This is a genomic window from Haloechinothrix salitolerans (assembly GCF_042662605.1).
In the GTDB taxonomy this organism is placed as follows: Bacteria; Actinomycetota; Actinomycetes; order Mycobacteriales; family Pseudonocardiaceae; genus Haloechinothrix_A; species Haloechinothrix_A salitolerans.
In genome coordinates, this window is sequence record NZ_JBHSXX010000001.1 from 5,412,531 (window position 1) to 5,426,944 (window position 14,414).

The 14,414-nt window shown below is 66.1% G+C and carries 11 protein-coding genes and 1 pseudogene; 7 read left to right on the forward strand and 5 right to left on the reverse strand.

The genetic code is table 11. The annotated features are described in order from the left end of the window. Window positions 1-4: 4 nt before the first annotated feature. Together ACFQGD_RS25740 and ACFQGD_RS25745 are read right to left on the reverse strand one after the other, a co-directional pair. Window positions 5-982 (reverse strand): alpha-ketoacid dehydrogenase subunit beta, encoded by a 978-nt coding sequence (locus tag ACFQGD_RS25740; protein ID WP_345402408.1) that lies wholly within the window; start codon window positions 980-982, stop codon window positions 5-7. Window positions 983-1,005: 23 nt separating this feature from the next. Then, window positions 1,006-2,061, reverse strand: coding sequence for a thiamine pyrophosphate-dependent dehydrogenase E1 component subunit alpha (locus tag ACFQGD_RS25745; RefSeq protein ID WP_345402405.1), 1,056 nt, complete (start codon window positions 2,059-2,061; stop codon window positions 1,006-1,008). Window positions 2,062-2,399: 338 nt separating this feature from the next. Here ACFQGD_RS25745 and ACFQGD_RS25750 point away from each other — a divergent pair, with 338 nt between their 5' ends. Further along, complete coding sequence (locus ACFQGD_RS25750) at window positions 2,400-2,693, forward strand: muconolactone Delta-isomerase family protein (RefSeq protein ID WP_345402402.1); 294 nt, start codon at window positions 2,400-2,402, stop codon at window positions 2,691-2,693. 47 nt (window positions 2,694-2,740) lie between these two features. Here ACFQGD_RS25750 and ACFQGD_RS25755 read toward each other — a convergent pair whose 3' ends face one another. Beyond that, entirely contained in the window at window positions 2,741-3,514 is a 774-nt protein-coding gene (locus ACFQGD_RS25755; protein ID WP_345402399.1) for an IclR family transcriptional regulator, read from the reverse strand. Between the two features lie 815 nt (window positions 3,515-4,329). Beyond that, window positions 4,330-4,533, reverse strand: a complete 204-nt coding sequence (locus tag ACFQGD_RS25760; protein ID WP_345402396.1) for a hypothetical protein — start codon at window positions 4,531-4,533, stop codon at window positions 4,330-4,332. A gap of 67 nt (window positions 4,534-4,600) precedes the next feature. On the opposite strand from ACFQGD_RS25760, the gene ACFQGD_RS25765 reads away from it, so the two are divergent. The 4 genes and pseudogenes from ACFQGD_RS25765 (at window position 4,601) to ACFQGD_RS25780 (ending at window position 9,298) form a co-directional block, all read left to right on the forward strand. Further along, window positions 4,601-5,824 carry an MmgE/PrpD family protein gene (locus ACFQGD_RS25765; protein WP_345402393.1) on the forward strand — a complete coding sequence of 408 codons (1,224 nt, stop codon included), beginning with the start codon at window positions 4,601-4,603 and terminating at the stop codon, window positions 5,822-5,824. Between the two features lie 389 nt (window positions 5,825-6,213). Further along, window positions 6,214-7,182: an adenylate/guanylate cyclase domain-containing protein gene (locus tag ACFQGD_RS25770; protein WP_345402390.1), complete on the forward strand. Its 969-nt coding sequence runs from the start codon at window positions 6,214-6,216 to the stop codon at window positions 7,180-7,182. 183 nt (window positions 7,183-7,365) lie between these two features. Then, window positions 7,366-7,796 (forward strand): annotated as a pseudogene (locus tag ACFQGD_RS25775) (AMP-binding enzyme); the annotation flags it as partial. Between the two features lie 2 nt (window positions 7,797-7,798). Continuing rightward, on the forward strand, window positions 7,799-9,298 hold the full coding sequence (locus ACFQGD_RS25780; protein ID WP_345402387.1) for an aldehyde dehydrogenase family protein: 1,500 nt from the start codon (window positions 7,799-7,801) through the stop codon (window positions 9,296-9,298). 40 nt (window positions 9,299-9,338) lie between these two features. Here the strand turns inward: ACFQGD_RS25780 and ACFQGD_RS25785 are convergent, their stop codons facing one another. Next, window positions 9,339-10,286, reverse strand: a complete 948-nt coding sequence (locus ACFQGD_RS25785; RefSeq protein ID WP_345402384.1) for an AraC-like ligand-binding domain-containing protein — start codon at window positions 10,284-10,286, stop codon at window positions 9,339-9,341. 183 nt (window positions 10,287-10,469) lie between these two features. On the opposite strand from ACFQGD_RS25785, the gene ACFQGD_RS25790 reads away from it, so the two are divergent. Next, entirely contained in the window at window positions 10,470-12,149 is a 1,680-nt protein-coding gene (locus ACFQGD_RS25790) for a sigma-54-dependent Fis family transcriptional regulator (protein WP_345402381.1), read from the forward strand. Window positions 12,150-12,247: 98 nt separating this feature from the next. Next, window positions 12,248-14,401: a molybdopterin-containing oxidoreductase family protein gene (locus ACFQGD_RS25795; RefSeq protein WP_345402378.1), complete on the forward strand. Its 2,154-nt coding sequence runs from the start codon at window positions 12,248-12,250 to the stop codon at window positions 14,399-14,401. The last annotated feature ends 13 nt before the right edge of the window (window positions 14,402-14,414 follow it).

The window sequence follows — 14,414 nt, forward strand, 5'->3', positions numbered from 1 at the left end:
CGTTTCACCAAGCAATTGATCGGTCGACGGCGTCGAGCACGCGGTCGAGGTCGGGCAAGTACTGATCCTCGAACTTGGCAGGCGGATAGGGCGTGTTGTAGCCGCCAACTCGCAAGACAGGAGCTTCGAGGTGGTAGAAGCAGTGCTCGGTCACGGCGACGCCGATCTCGGCGCCGAGCCCGGCGAACGTCGGTGCCTCGTGGACGACTACACACCGGCCCGTTCCGCGCACCGACTCCGTGATCGTCTCGATGTCCAACGGGGACAGCGTGCGCAGGTCGATCACTTCAAGCGACTGCCCTTCCTCCTCGGCAGCTTCCGCCGCTCGCAGGCAGGTGTCGACCATGCCCCCGTAGGTGAGCACGGTGACGTCGCCACCACTCCGCAGTACCTGGGCGTGCTCGAAGCGCGGCAGGTCGCTGGGATCCTCGGGCACATCGGCCTTGTTCCAGTAGCGACGTTTCGGCTCGTAGAAGATCACCGGGTCGTCGCAGTCGATCGCCTGTCGCAGCAGCCAATGCCCGTCATGGGGGTTCGAGCAGCACACGACCCGGAGCCCCGCAGTATGCGCGAAGTATGCCTCATTGGATTCGCTGTGGTGTTCGACAGCGCCGATGCCACCACCGACCGGGATCCGTACGACTACTGGCATTGCGAGCCTGCCACCGCTGCGTGCCCGCAACTTCGCCAGTTGCGAGACGATCTGGTTGAAAGCCGGATACACGAAGCCGTCGAACTGGATCTCACAGACCGGCCGGTACCCGCGCAGCGCCAGGCCGATCGCAGTTCCGACAATGCCGGCCTCCGCCAGCGGGGTGTCGATCACCCGTTCGGTACCGAAATCCTTCTGCAAACCGTCAGTCACGCGGAACACGCCGCCAAGGCCGCCAACGTCCTGGCCCATGACGATCACCGACGGATCGTCTTCGAGGGCGCGGCGCAGGCCGGTGTTGATCGCTTGAGACAAGGTGAGTACGGGCATGTTCGCTCCCGTTCGATCGGGCATCAGTCCTGGTAGGACTGTGCGAGTTTCTGGAATTGGCGACGTTCCCCGGCGAGCAACGGTGTCTCCTCGGCAAGCACTGCGCTGAACAGATCCGAAAGCTCGCCCAGCGGCAACTCGCGGCACGCCGTACGGGTCTGTTCCGCCAGTGCCGTGCATTCCGCCTCGACCGCGGCTCGCTGATCACCGTCCAACCAGCCTTGCCGGACCAGCAACGCCTCCAACCGGGCGATGGGGTCACGAAGAGACCACGCATCCACGTCGCTCACCGTCCGATAGCGGTCCGGGTCGTCAGAGGTGCTGTGGCCAGCCATCCGGTAGGTCACGGCCTCAATAAGCGCCGGGCCGCCCCCGGCTCGGATCCGATCGGCGACGGTGCGTGTGACCGCGTGCACCGCCAGGACGTCGTTACCGTCGACGCGGTACGCATCGAGCCCGAACCCGCGGGCCCGCTGGAACAGCGGCGCGCGCATCTGCGTTCGTACCGGCGTCGAGATGGCCCAATGGTTGTTCTGACAGAAGAACAGCAACGGCACGTCCGCCGCGGCTGCCCAGTTGAACGCCTCGTTCGCCTCGCCCTCGCTAGCCGCGCCGTCCCCGAAATACACAGCGACGATCTCGTCGGCGCCGTCACGCTGGACGCCCATGGCGTATCCGGTCGCGTGGGGCAACTGGGCCGCCAGGACCAGGGTGTAGATGTGGAATCGATACTGTTGCGGATCCCAACCGCTGTGCCGGTTCCCCCGCCACTGCACCAGCAACTCGGCCGGGGTGATGCCGCGGCACAACGCCGCCGCATGCTCGCGGTAGCTCGGGAAGACGTGGTCGGTCTCTCGCAGCGCGGTGATCGAGCCGACCTGGGCCGCCTCTTGCCCGAGAGACTGTAACCACAGCCCTAGCTCGCCCTGTCGTTGCAGGGCTAAGGCGGCACTGTCGAGACTCCGCGCGATCCGCATCCTCCGGTAGAGATCGCGGCACAGTTCCGGTGTCACGTCGAGCGTCCACTCCGGGTCGTCGTGCAGGTTGCCGCCTGGGTCGAGCAGCTGCAAGGGGTCCATAACGTCCTCCGTGGAAAACCGGGCTCCGACCGCCACGGTGGCGACGGCGGAACCGCAGGTCCGGTCGCCGGATGCCGTGCGCTTGACAGCGATCCAGGCGACAACTCAAGATTTCTGGACCACCATACAGCACAACGTTCCGCAATGGGGTACGTTACGACAGGTTTCTCGCATCAAGTCGGGTCGCCCGGCCACGGACGTCCAGGAGTAGCCATGACCGCACCACCCCAGCCCAGGTCGACCGCGCAGCTCAATGCGCGCATGGACCGACTCCCTCGGACTGGGCTGCGGCTCCCGGTGTTCGTGGTGATTGGGCTTCGATTGACAAAGGAGCAGCAATGGATTTTTTAGTTCGTGTCGACGCCTCGCGCGCCTACGAGCTCCCGGAGGACGAACGCACCGCGCTCATCAAGCGGGAGCGGGTCCGGGGACTTGAGCTGATGGAGGAGAACGTCATCCGGTATTTCTGGCGGGTGCCTGGCACCCGCGCGAACGTCGGCATATGGTCGGCACCAGACGCGGACGCGCTGGAGGAGGTGCTCGCCAGCTTGCCCATCCGTCACTACGCCGATATCGAGGTGACCGCGCTAGCCACGCACCCCATGACGCGGATGCGCGAGGCCGCTGCTTAACGTACGTGATCGTGGGCTTTCGGACATTCGTCCGGTGGGCCCACGGTTTAGGTTTCGAGGAGTGCCTTCGAAATCTTCTCGGCCGCGTCGAGTGCCTGTTTGGCGTAAAATGCCTCGTTCTGCCGGTAGAACCGGCTCGACGGGACCGACACCGCCAGCGCGGCGACGGGTTTGCCCGCCGCGTTGACGATCGCGGCGCCGATGGCGCAGACATCGGGCCGCCACCAGGAGGCGTCGTTGACGGCGTAGCCGCGCTCACGCGTGCGCTCGACTTCGTCGAGCAACGCCTTCTTTGTGACGATCGTGGTGTCGGTGTACCTCCTCAGCTCGCCGTCGAGTGCGACCTCGGATTCGTCCGGTGTCATCTTCGCCAGAATGGCCATCCCGCACGACGTGGCGTGCAGCGGCGCCCGAGTGCCGACCTCAACGAAGGTGCGGACGGCCTGGCTCGAGTCCCGCCGCATGAGGATCCGCAATGAGTTCCCGTCCCGGACGGCGAAGTGGATGGTCTCGTTCGTCGCGTCTCGCAGCGTCTCCAGGTGCGGGCCGGCCGCGTCACGCAGACCGGCCTCGCCGGCGGCTCGCAGACCGATTCCGAGCGGCTTGCTGGTCACTCCCCACCGCGCACGATCGGTATCGACGATGCGCAACCAGCCTGCGGTGCGCAGGGTCACCAGACATCGCTGCACCGTGCTTTTCGGCATCTCCGTCGCTCGCGCGAGTTCGGAAACGCCGACTGGCTGCCGTTGCGCGACCTCTTCGAGCACACGCAATGTGCTGAGCACGCTCGCCATGGCCTTGCCGTATTCGGGCTGGCTCATCGGACGGCCTCCTCATACCTGGATCGGCACCCCTTCTGTCCGGGACACCGATCCACATTGTGGCACACTATTAGGTCAGAAGCTCCTCGGCATGCCAAGGACGTGCTCGCCCACGTACGACAGGATGAGACTCGTCGAGATGGGTGCGATCTGGTAGTACCGGGTTTCGCGGAGTTTCCGCTCTTTGTCGGCTGGCCGGCGTCGAAGAGCTCGGCCGCGCAACAGCGCATCGGATTCGCCGCCTCGACGTGGACGTGGACGCGCGATCGGGAACTGATCTCCCTGGTTCTCGGGTTGGTCGCGCCGCAGGAACCTCCCATCGTTTCAGTTCGTACTGTGCGGCCGCCATGACGGGATCGGGAAGGAAGTCGTCGATGCGCAGGCGCCGCCAATCGACCGCGCGTACAGCAATCAGGAGATCACACAAGCGCCCCGTGAGGTTCCGCCGCAGGCCAACGGGCGTGCGTCGCCCAGTACGTGGTAGTCACACTCGCCCGGGACCCGGCGCATCATATGCGAAGACCGTCGGAACCAGGTGCCGTCGGCATCGGGCCAGCGCACGCAAGGCGTACGCAGATCCTTCTCTCCAGCGCTTTTAGCAGAGAGATCCACACGGCGGTCGGCCTCCACTAGACCGCAGTCCGGGTCGGTCAGCGCGATGCCAAGACTCGCGGCGAGATCGGCGTGCGTGAGCCGCGGCCACCACCTCGACCTCGGCGACCGATTCGACCTTCGGCAGGAGGAGGCTGGTGAGCCGATCGAGGATGGGTTCGAGTGCGTCCAGGTCTCGGTCGCAAGCCTCGGTGCCGACGACGTCAACCCGTACCGCGACGTTCTGGCAGGGCTGCTCCCGCACCACTTGGCGACGAGCTCGCGTGCCTTTTCCTTCGCCGGCTCGGGTCTTCGAGATCGAGCACGACGGCGTCCGCGTCACCCGCCAACGCACGGACGGTCCTGCGCGGTTGGTCGCTTGGCGCGAACAGCAGTACGCCCCGGTAGCCAGCTTGATGCGCGTTCACGCCAACATGTTCCACTATAAGGAACGATGTGCCATAATCGTCGTGATGTCAAGGTGGGAGGCGAAACATGGAGGATCTGGCGGTGGGACTCGCCCAATGGGCGTCGCGGTTGGTGCCCCAGCCCGGTGACCTCGACCTCGCCCAGCGCGCATTGGCCGACACGCTCGCCGTAACGATCGCTGCGGTCGACGCTCCTGTTGCCGCACAGACAGCAAGCCTTTCCGAAGCCATCCGGTGGGCCGCCGTCGGCCATGCACTGGACTTCGACGACGTACACCTCTCTTCCACATCGCACCTCAGCATCGTCTGTGTCAGCGCGACGCTCGCCACAGGAGGTGGCGCGCGGGACTACCTCGGAGGCGCTGGCGTCATGGCTCGCTTAGGCACCGCACTAGGCTGGGAGCACTATCGACGCGGCTGGCACACGACGTGCACCGCCGGCGCACCGGCCGCGGCTGTCTCCGCCGGGCTGGCCTTGGGACTCGACGAGGAGGGCCTGGCTCGGGCACTGGCACTGGCGGCGCCTGCCGCAGGTGGGGTACAGCGCGCCTTCGGCACGGACACCAAGCCACTGCAGGTGGGTTTCGCCGTCGATTCCGGGGTCCGTGCGGCGAAGCTCGCCGCCGCAGGTGCCACCGCTGATCCCGGCTTGTTCGACCAGTGGTTCGAACTAATGGGCGGCGCCACGGAGCCGGATTGGGGCGGACCAGTGATTCCGGACGGGCTTGCCGTCAAGCTCTACCCATGCTGCTACGCGATGCAACGACCAATCGGTGCGGCCCGACTGCTAGACGTCGATTCCGACCAAGTCACACGCCTCCGGGTCGAGGCCCCCGCCTCCTCGCTGCGACCGCTGATTCACGACCGGCCGAAAACCGGGCTCCAAGCCAAGTTTTCCCTGCCATACGCGATCGCCACCGCCCTTCTCGACCGAACACCCACCACCGCGAGCTTCACCAACAAGGCTGTGACGCGGCCAGAGGTCCGCGACGTGATGGAGCGCGTCGAGGTCGTCACCAGTCCAGACGGTGACGGCGTCTTTGCCGGACCAACTCGGCTCACCGCGCACTTGCACGACGGATCCACAATCACGAGCTCGCTCGACCTGCCGCCCGGACATCCGGACACCCCGCCCAGCGCCGACGAACTAGCCGCGAAGATCTACGGATGTGCCGGTGACCGCTGGGCCACCCAGGTCATGTCCGCCAGATGGGACACTGCGGCCTCCCTCCTGCGATCGGCCCTCACGACTAATACCTGTGCTACTGACGTTGACCGGACGGGGCTGTGATCTTGCGACAGGTGGGTAATCTTGATCCTACTGGCGCGGTCTCTCCCACCCCGCCGCTGACCGCCGCGAACATCGTCCCCGGACACGAACAGCTGACTGACCTTACGGTGGTTGGCACCCCTCGGACTGGGTGGCCGCGAACGCAGCCGGTCCGACTCGTCCGGGTAGCTGAACCTTCGTGGTCGAGCGAGATCGCGCTGTTGCGCGCACCGTCCTCTATGTGCCTCGAACGATCAGCCGGGCCACGCCACCGAAGGAGCCTGCGCCTCCGTGGTGCCCACGCCTTGCCGGGGAAGTTGTCGCCTGCGGGAGACTTACATGCGACTTCTCACAGTTGTTCCTGCTCCGACAGGCATCCACATCGCGTACAACCACGAGGACCAAAGCCAGTGAGCCATTCCGTCGACAGATCGGTGGCGGACGACATACTCGGCGAACCGCGGACTTACACGAGCCGTGATGTCGCTGCGGCCACAGATGTACCGATCCACCGCGCCCGAAGATTCTGGCGCGCTCTCGGCTTCGCCAACGTCGATGAATCTGAGGTGGAGTTCACCGCCTCAGACATCAATGCTCTTCCCATTCTGACAAGCCTGGTCGCGGATGAAACGGTAAGTGAGCCACAGGTGGTCCACTTCACCAGGCTGCTTGGACGGGCGATGTCCCGACTGGCCGCATCCCATGTCGAACTCCACTACGAACCACCCGACCAACGCGACAACCCAGATCACGACAAGTCCGCGCAGGCACGACGACACACAACCCGCGTAAGCCACGATCTCGAATGGCTCTTCAGCTACGCCTGGCGACGTCATCTGCGCGCCGCGCTAAACCGTCTCAACGCGCATCACGACGGAACCAGCCCGACGACCCTAGGCGTGGGATTCGCCGACATGGTCGGATTCACAGAGCTCAGCAACCGCACGTCCGAAACCGAGCTCACGCACATCATCGAACGGTTCGAAGGACGCAGTGCTGACACGATCACCGCACATGGCGGCACTATTATCAAGCTTCTCGGTGACGGAATTCTTTTCTCCGCCGCCGACACTGACATTCTCGCTGAGGTCGCTACCGAACTCATCGCCACCTTTGACAATGACCGCGACATACCCGCCGTGCGTATCGGTCTCACCTACGGCCCGGTCATCTGTCATCTCGGCGACGTATTCGGCCCAACCGTAAATCTCGCCAGCCGACTCACAAGTCTGGCCGAACCCGCCACCATCCTCACGACGCAGCAGCTGGCGACCGAACTCGGCGTTGAGGCCGACTACGCACTACGCCCGGCCGGAACGCACACGCTGCGTGGTATCGGTCCGACACGCGTCATGCGGCTAACGAAGCAACACACGTAGTGAGCACGGGATGGGCGACGTCGAGCGTTCCAGGTTGGCTACGCACATTGGCCTGGACCTCAACGCCGAACGCGTCAAGATTATGGATCGGCGCGTTTGCCGACCAGTGCGCCCGAGACGACGGTTCGGCCGCAAATTACCGCTGATAGACCCACCTGCGGAGCAGGCCCTCCTCGCGGGGCCGGTGGCGCGGATGACGTGTTCAAGGCTTCCGTCTATAAGGTCAGCCCTTTCGAACTGGAGAGCGTGCTCATCGAGCACCCGCCGTGCTGGAGGCCGCCGTCGTCGTTCCCGCACCGAACCCGGTGCGGCTTGCCGTGCCCAAGGCGTATGTCGCGGTCGCACCGGGCTACAACCCCGGCGCCGACACCGCGCGAGACATCCTCCGCCACGCGCGCGAGAACTTGGCGCCTTACCTGCGGGTGCGGCGGCTTGAGTTCGCCGAGTTGCCCAAGACCGTGCCGTCTCCGCGACCGCGCGCCGTCACTGTGGACGAAGTCATCCGCGAACCCGCGACCAAGCCCGCAGACCAGGGTCGTCCGGGATTCGGACAGCTCGCAAGCCGCTCAGCGCAAGACGATGGCAGCCACCATGCAGGCACTACGAGGAGGTAGACATGACGGCTGTCGCGGAAACGCGTCTGGCGGATTCGGTCACGGAGTTCCTGGCCTCGCCGAAGCAGCTGCTGATCGGCGGTGAATGGGTACCGGCGGCGTCGGGAAGGACGTTCACCACCGAGGACCCGGCCACGAGCCGCGTCCTGACCGAGGTGGCGCACGGCGCGGCCGAGGACATCGACCGCGCGGTCGCCGCCGCGAGGAAGGCATTCGACGACGGCCCATGGCGCCGCTTCACACCCAGTCAGCGGCAGCGCGTGATCTGGCAGATCGGCGAGAAGCTGCTCGAACGTGCTGAGCAGTTCGCCCAGCTGGAGTCCCTGGACAACGGCAAGTCCGCCGCGATCGCGCAGGCAGTGGACGTGCCGTGGTCGGCTGACGTGTTCCACTACTATGCGGGCTGGGCTACGAAGATCGAAGGCCGCACGATTCCGGTATCCGTGCCGTGGGTTCCCGACGGCCAGTTCCACGCCTACACCCTGCGCGAGCCGGTCGGGGTGTGCGGGCAGATCGTCCCGTGGAACTTCCCGCTGCTGATGGCCACCTGGAAGATCGCACCGGCGCTGGCGGCGGGGAACACGGTCGTGCTCAAGCCCGCGGAACAGACGCCGCTGACCGCGCTCCTGCTCGGGGAAATCATCCAGGAGCTTGACCTGCCGCCCGGCGTGGTCAACATCGTGCCGGGATTCGGTGACGCGGGCGCCGCCATCGCCGCCCATGAGGACGTGGACAAGGTGGCCTTCACCGGGTCGACCGAAGTCGGCAAGCTGATCGTCGCCGCGGCGGGCGGGGACCTGAAGAAAGTCTCGCTCGAACTGGGCGGCAAGAGTCCGCAGGTGATCTACGCCGACGCCGACCTAGAGCTCGCGATCGCGGGCTCGTCCGCGGCGTGGATGTTCAACCAGGGCCAGAGCTGCGTGGCGGGCTCCCGGATGTTCATCGAGGAGTCGATCTTCGACGAGTTCACCCAGGGCGTGGCGGAGCACGTCAAGCAGGCCAAGATCGGCCCCGGCTTGGACCCGGCGTCCCAGATCTGCCCGCTGGTGTCCCAAGAACAGCTCGACCGGGTGTCGGGCTACGTCCAGCAAGGATTATCGGACGGTGCCCGGGCCGTGACCGGCGGCAACCGGCACGGCGACGTCGGTTACTTCATCGAACCGACCGTGCTGGTCGACGTCGCGCCCGAGATGAGCGTCGTCCGTGAGGAGATCTTCGGTCCGGTCGTCGTCGCCACGCCGTTCGACCCTGAACGGGGTGCGAAGGCGGAGGCTAACGACACACCGTACGGTCTCGCCGCAGGCGTGTGGACGCGCGACATCTCCAAGGCACACCGGCTCGCTCGCGAGATCAAGGCCGGGACGGTGTGGGTGAACTGCTACAACGCATTCGACTCGGCGCTGCCGTTCGGCGGGTACAAGCAGTCAGGCTGGGGGCGCGAGCTCGGCGAGAAGGCGCTCGACCTGTACACCGAGCACAAGTCGATCAACGTGCAGCTGTAAGGCCGGGGGCGGGTGCCGCATTCGGCACCCGCCTCTGCCCTCACGGTGCCAGCGCTCGGCACTCGATCGGGCTCATCCCGAAGCGTGCTTTGAACATGCGGCTGAGGTGCGCCGGGTCTCCGATGCCCCACCGCATCCCGATAGCGGTGACGGTCAGTTGAGACAGCCGCGGGTCCCGCAGGTCCCGCCAGCACCTCTGCAGCCGCAGTTCCCGGATGTAGCCCGCGACGGTCGTGTCGGTCTGCGCGAACAGTTTGTGCAGGTAACTCACAGAGATCGACGAGGCCGCAGCGATGGAGGCCGGCGAAAGGTTCCGATCGGCGAGATGGTCACGGATGTAGGCACGCACGCCGACGAGCAGGGGGTTCAGGCCCTCGTCGATGGCAGGGGAAGCCTCTGAACGGCCCCGGACCACAGCGGTGACGAGGTCGGCGACGGACAGCGCCAGCGCCTCGCCGGTTCCGGGTGAACACGAGTCCGCGGTGCCGGCGAGTTCTCGCACGAACGCACGGACGACCGCACCGATACCCTCACTCCCCGGCAGTGCGACGGCGGTCGCGCGGGTGAGCTCGGCTTCGCGCAGCGGCAACAGCCGTTTCGGGAGCATGCACACCTTGATCTGAAACGGTCGCGCCATGGCGACCGAGTAGGGCCTGGTGCTGTCGTACAGCACGAAGTCTCCCGGCTGGAGCACTGCTTCGCGGCCGTCCTGGACGAAGACGCTCGAACCGAGCTCCATCATCCCGACCTTGACGTAGTCTTCGTCCGAGCGGCGGATCAACGTGCTTGTTCGCACGAAGTGGTGGGGTGTGGCGGTCAGATCGCGGATCTCGAGCGGGCCGAGCGACGATGCCGCGACCTTTCCCCGCAGGACGGTGTCCCGGCTCGGCTCGACACGTAACGGGACAAACTGCTCACAAATGGCGTCGCGCCAGTACTCCATCCGGTCGCGGACGCCGACATCTCCAGTATCAGTCCGGTATGTCATTCACACGATCCTTTTCGCGCGGATCAATGCAGTGTAGCCAGCGTAGCCACCTCGCAGCCAGAGCACAGCCACGCCAGGAGGAGACCCGATGGCAACAGCTGTGCACCCAGATCCAAGCGCGCGACGCGCCGTGCCGGTGACGATGCTCGGCAAAGTGGTCGACGCTTTGTCGGGAGGACGGACGTGGCTGAGGTGAACTTGCTCCCTCCGGGGCATGACCAGGAAATCGCGCTGTCATGGAAGCGCTCGCACCAGTTCGGACTGCCGCGTTCCCGGGCGGTGGACGGCCTGCCCTCCGAGGACTACGACCCAAGCAGCCGCCTGCTGGCCGCCGCCAGTCCAGTGCTCGACGAGCTCGCCGACCAGGTGGCTGCCGGACCGCTCTGCCTTCTTCTCGCTGACGACGACGGCCGCATCCTCGACCGGCGCCTCGGCACACCGACCCTGGAACGGTCTCTGGACCAGATCAGCGCGGTGCCCGGCTGCCGGTACTCGGAGGAGGCGACCGGGACGAACGCGATCGCCACGACGCTGGAGACCGGCCGCGCCATCCGGGTGACCGGTGAGGAACACTACCTGGAGTCGTTGGCCGGGTTCGGGTGTTACGGGCACCCGATCATCCATCCCATCACCCGCCGCCTCGAAGGCGTCCTCGACATCAGCACCGCGGTCGAGCACACGTCTGACCTGTTCGTCCCCTTCGTGGCGCGCATCGTCCGGGACATCGAAGAACGACTGCTGACCGGCAGCCGGGTATCCCACCAGCGACTCTTCGCGGCGTTCCAGAGCGCATCGAACCGCCGGACCCGGCCGGTCGTGGCTCTCGACGGCGACGTGGTCCTAGCCAACCAAGCCTCGGTCGACCTGTTGGAGACGATCGACTACGTGACGCTGCGCGAGTTCGCAGTCGAGCACGCCGCGGCCGGCGACGGTGAGCGGCGCCTCCGGCTGCACTCGGGAGCGAATGTGCGCGTGCGCGTGACCTCCGTGCCCGGCACGTCATACGGTTCGCTCCTGGAACTGGGGGTGGAGACTAGTCCCGATTCCGAAAACGCCGACCGCCCGATGGGAGTGCGACGCCGGGACCCCGTCCACGCCCCGGGCGTGCAGCAGCAGATCGAGCGCCTGCGCGGGCGGCGCACGACCGTATTCGTATCGGGGCTCTCCGGTGCGGGCCGCAGCACCGTGGGTCGCGAGCTGGGTGGTGACAACCGCGTGACGGTCGCCGATTCCCTCGATGCGCTCGTGGGCGACGAGCGTAAGTGGGCGCGGTATCTGTACGCGGCCATCGACCGCGGCGACGGAATCGTGGTGATCGACGACGTCCACCTGCTGCCTCCCGCCGCAGCGGTTCAAGTGCGTCACATGATCGCCCAGGAGCGGGTGTGGGTGGCATTGACCTGCGACCGCAGGAACAGCGACTCCGAGCACGTCGCGGAGCTCGCGGCGCAGTGCGCCGACCGGATCGAACTTCCCGCACTCCGGGACAGGACCGAGGACATCCCCGCCATCGCCCGCCACTTGATGTCCACAATGGATCACAACGACCGAGTGCGGCTCACCCCGTCCGTACTCGACGCGTTCGCCCGTCATCCCTGGCCGGGGAACTTGCGCGAGCTGTCGGCACTCCTGCGACGGCTGAAGAGCCGCCGGTCCGCCGGCGACATCACGCTCGCCGACCTGCCTGCCGAGTACCGTAGCGCGCCACCGCGCCGACTCACCGGTCTCGCGCGCGCCGAACATGAAGCCATCACCGCGGCCCTCAATGAGTGCGACTGGAACAAGACCCAGGCGGCTCGATGCCTGGGCATCAGCCGGTCGACGCTGTACGAACGCATCCGCGCCCTGGGCATACGCGGCTGAAGGCGTCCGGAAACCGGACACCGAGCCCCACGAATTTGGCCGCAACATAGCGGCAGCCCTTATTCGAGTATCCGTTTCTCACGTTGTGGAGACACACGATGACTGCTTCCCTCGAAAAGACGTCGAGTGCCACCGTCCGCGGCGCCTGCCCCCAGGACTGCCCGGACACCTGCGCGATGATGGTGACCGTTCGCGACGGTAAGGCGGTTGAGGTCGCGGGAGACCCGGATCATCCGTTCACCCGTGGCGGCCTCTGCGTGAAAGTCGATAACTACCTGGACCGTGTGTACAGCACGGACCGCGTGCTGTTCCCGCTGCGCCGCACCGGGCCCAAGGGCAGCGGGAAGTTCGAGCGGATCACCTGGGACGAGGCGCTCGACGAGATCGCCGCCCGGTTCACCGAGATCAGCGCCCAGGACGGTCCCGAAGCCATCATGCCGTGCAGCTACCTGGGAACCCAGGGCATTCTGAACGGGCTGAACGTCGGTGACCCGTTCTTCGCCAAGCTCGGTGCCACGATCGCCGAGCGTACCTACTGCGACTCCGGATCGTGCACCGCCTACGCGATGACCATCGGCGACACCGCGGGCGTCGATCCCGAAAGCATGGTGCACAGCAACTACATCCTCATCTGGGCATGCAACGTGATGAGCACCAACCTGCATCTGTGGCCGTTCATCGCGGAAGCGAGGAAGCGGGGCGCGAAGGTCGTCGTCGTCGACCCCGTCAAGACTCGCACTGCCAAGGCGGCGGACTGGCACCTCCCGATCAAGCCGGGAACCGACACCGCACTCGCACTCGCCATGATGCACGTGATCATCCGCGACGGGCTCACCGACGACGACTACATCGCCCGCTACACCGTCGGCTTCGACGAGCTTGCTGACCGGGTCGCACAGTACCCACCAGAATGGGCAGCCGAGGAGACTGGCATCCCCGCCGAGGAGATCGAGCGTCTGGCTCGGGAGTACGCCGGAGCCCAGCCGTCGGTGATCCGCATCGGAGTCGCCGTGGAACGACACGCCGGCGGCGGGCAGACCGTCCGCGCGTTGTCCTGCCTGCCCGGCCTGGTGGGCGCCTGGCGCAAGCCGGGCGGCGGCATCCTGCAGCTTCCGCTGTGGGCCTTCCCGGTGAACTGGGGAGCGATGATGCGCCCCGACATGCTGACGCCGGGCAAACGGGTGGTCAACCAGTTCCTGCTGGGAGAGGCCCTCACCGGGGAGATGGAGCTGGACCCGCCGATCAACGCACTGATGGTGTACAACTCCAACCCCGTTGTCGTGTGCCCCGATCAGGACAAGCTCGTCCGCGGCCTGAGCCGGGACGACCTATTCACCGTCGTGAGCGAACAGTTCCTCACCGACACCGCTCAATTCGCGGACATCGTCCTGCCCGCTACGACCCAGCTCGAGCAGGCCGACATCATGTTCTCGTGGGGGCACCTGTACGTGTCCTACAACAACCCCTCGATCGAACCTCTCGGCGAGGCCGTACCCAACACCGAGCTGTTCCGCAGGCTCGCCGCACGGATGGGGTTTACCGACCCGGTGTTCCAGCGCACCGACGACGAGATGATCGCCGAGGCGTTCGACTGGACGGCGCCCGCCATGCAGGGCATCACCGTGGAGTCGCTGAAGGCGAAGGGCTGGCAACGGCTCAACGTGCCGCCGCCGGACGCCTACGCGCCACACGCGGAAGGCGGGTTTCCGACCGCATCGGGCAAAGTCGAGTTCGTCTCGTCCGCCGCCGCGGGCGGCAACTTCGTCGTGCCGCTGTTCCGCCAGGGGTCGAACGACTTCCAGCCGGGCGACCCGGTGGATCCCCTGCCCCACTACATCCCGCCGCGGGAGTCGGTACGGACCAACCCCGAACTGGCAGCGAAGTACCCGCTGAACCTGCTCACCCCCAAGTCGCACGCCTACCTGAACTCGAGCTTCGGCAACCTCGAGGTCCACCGCAAGGTCCAGAAGGATCCCACGGTGCTGATCAACCCGATCGACGCCGAGGAACGCGACATCACCTCCGGGCAGCGGGTACGACTGTTCAACGACCGAGGCTCGTTCACCGTAGCGGCCAAAGTAGACAAGTCAGTATTGCCGGGAGTTGTGGTCTCCAGCCTCGGCGGGTGGCGCAAGGACTCCCCGTCGTTGTCCACACTCGCTTCGGTCAACCCGACCACGTTCGCCGATCTCGGCAACGCGCCGACATTCTCCGACACGCTCGTGCAGGTCGAGCCCTGTGTGGATGCGTGAAGTCCGTCCACCT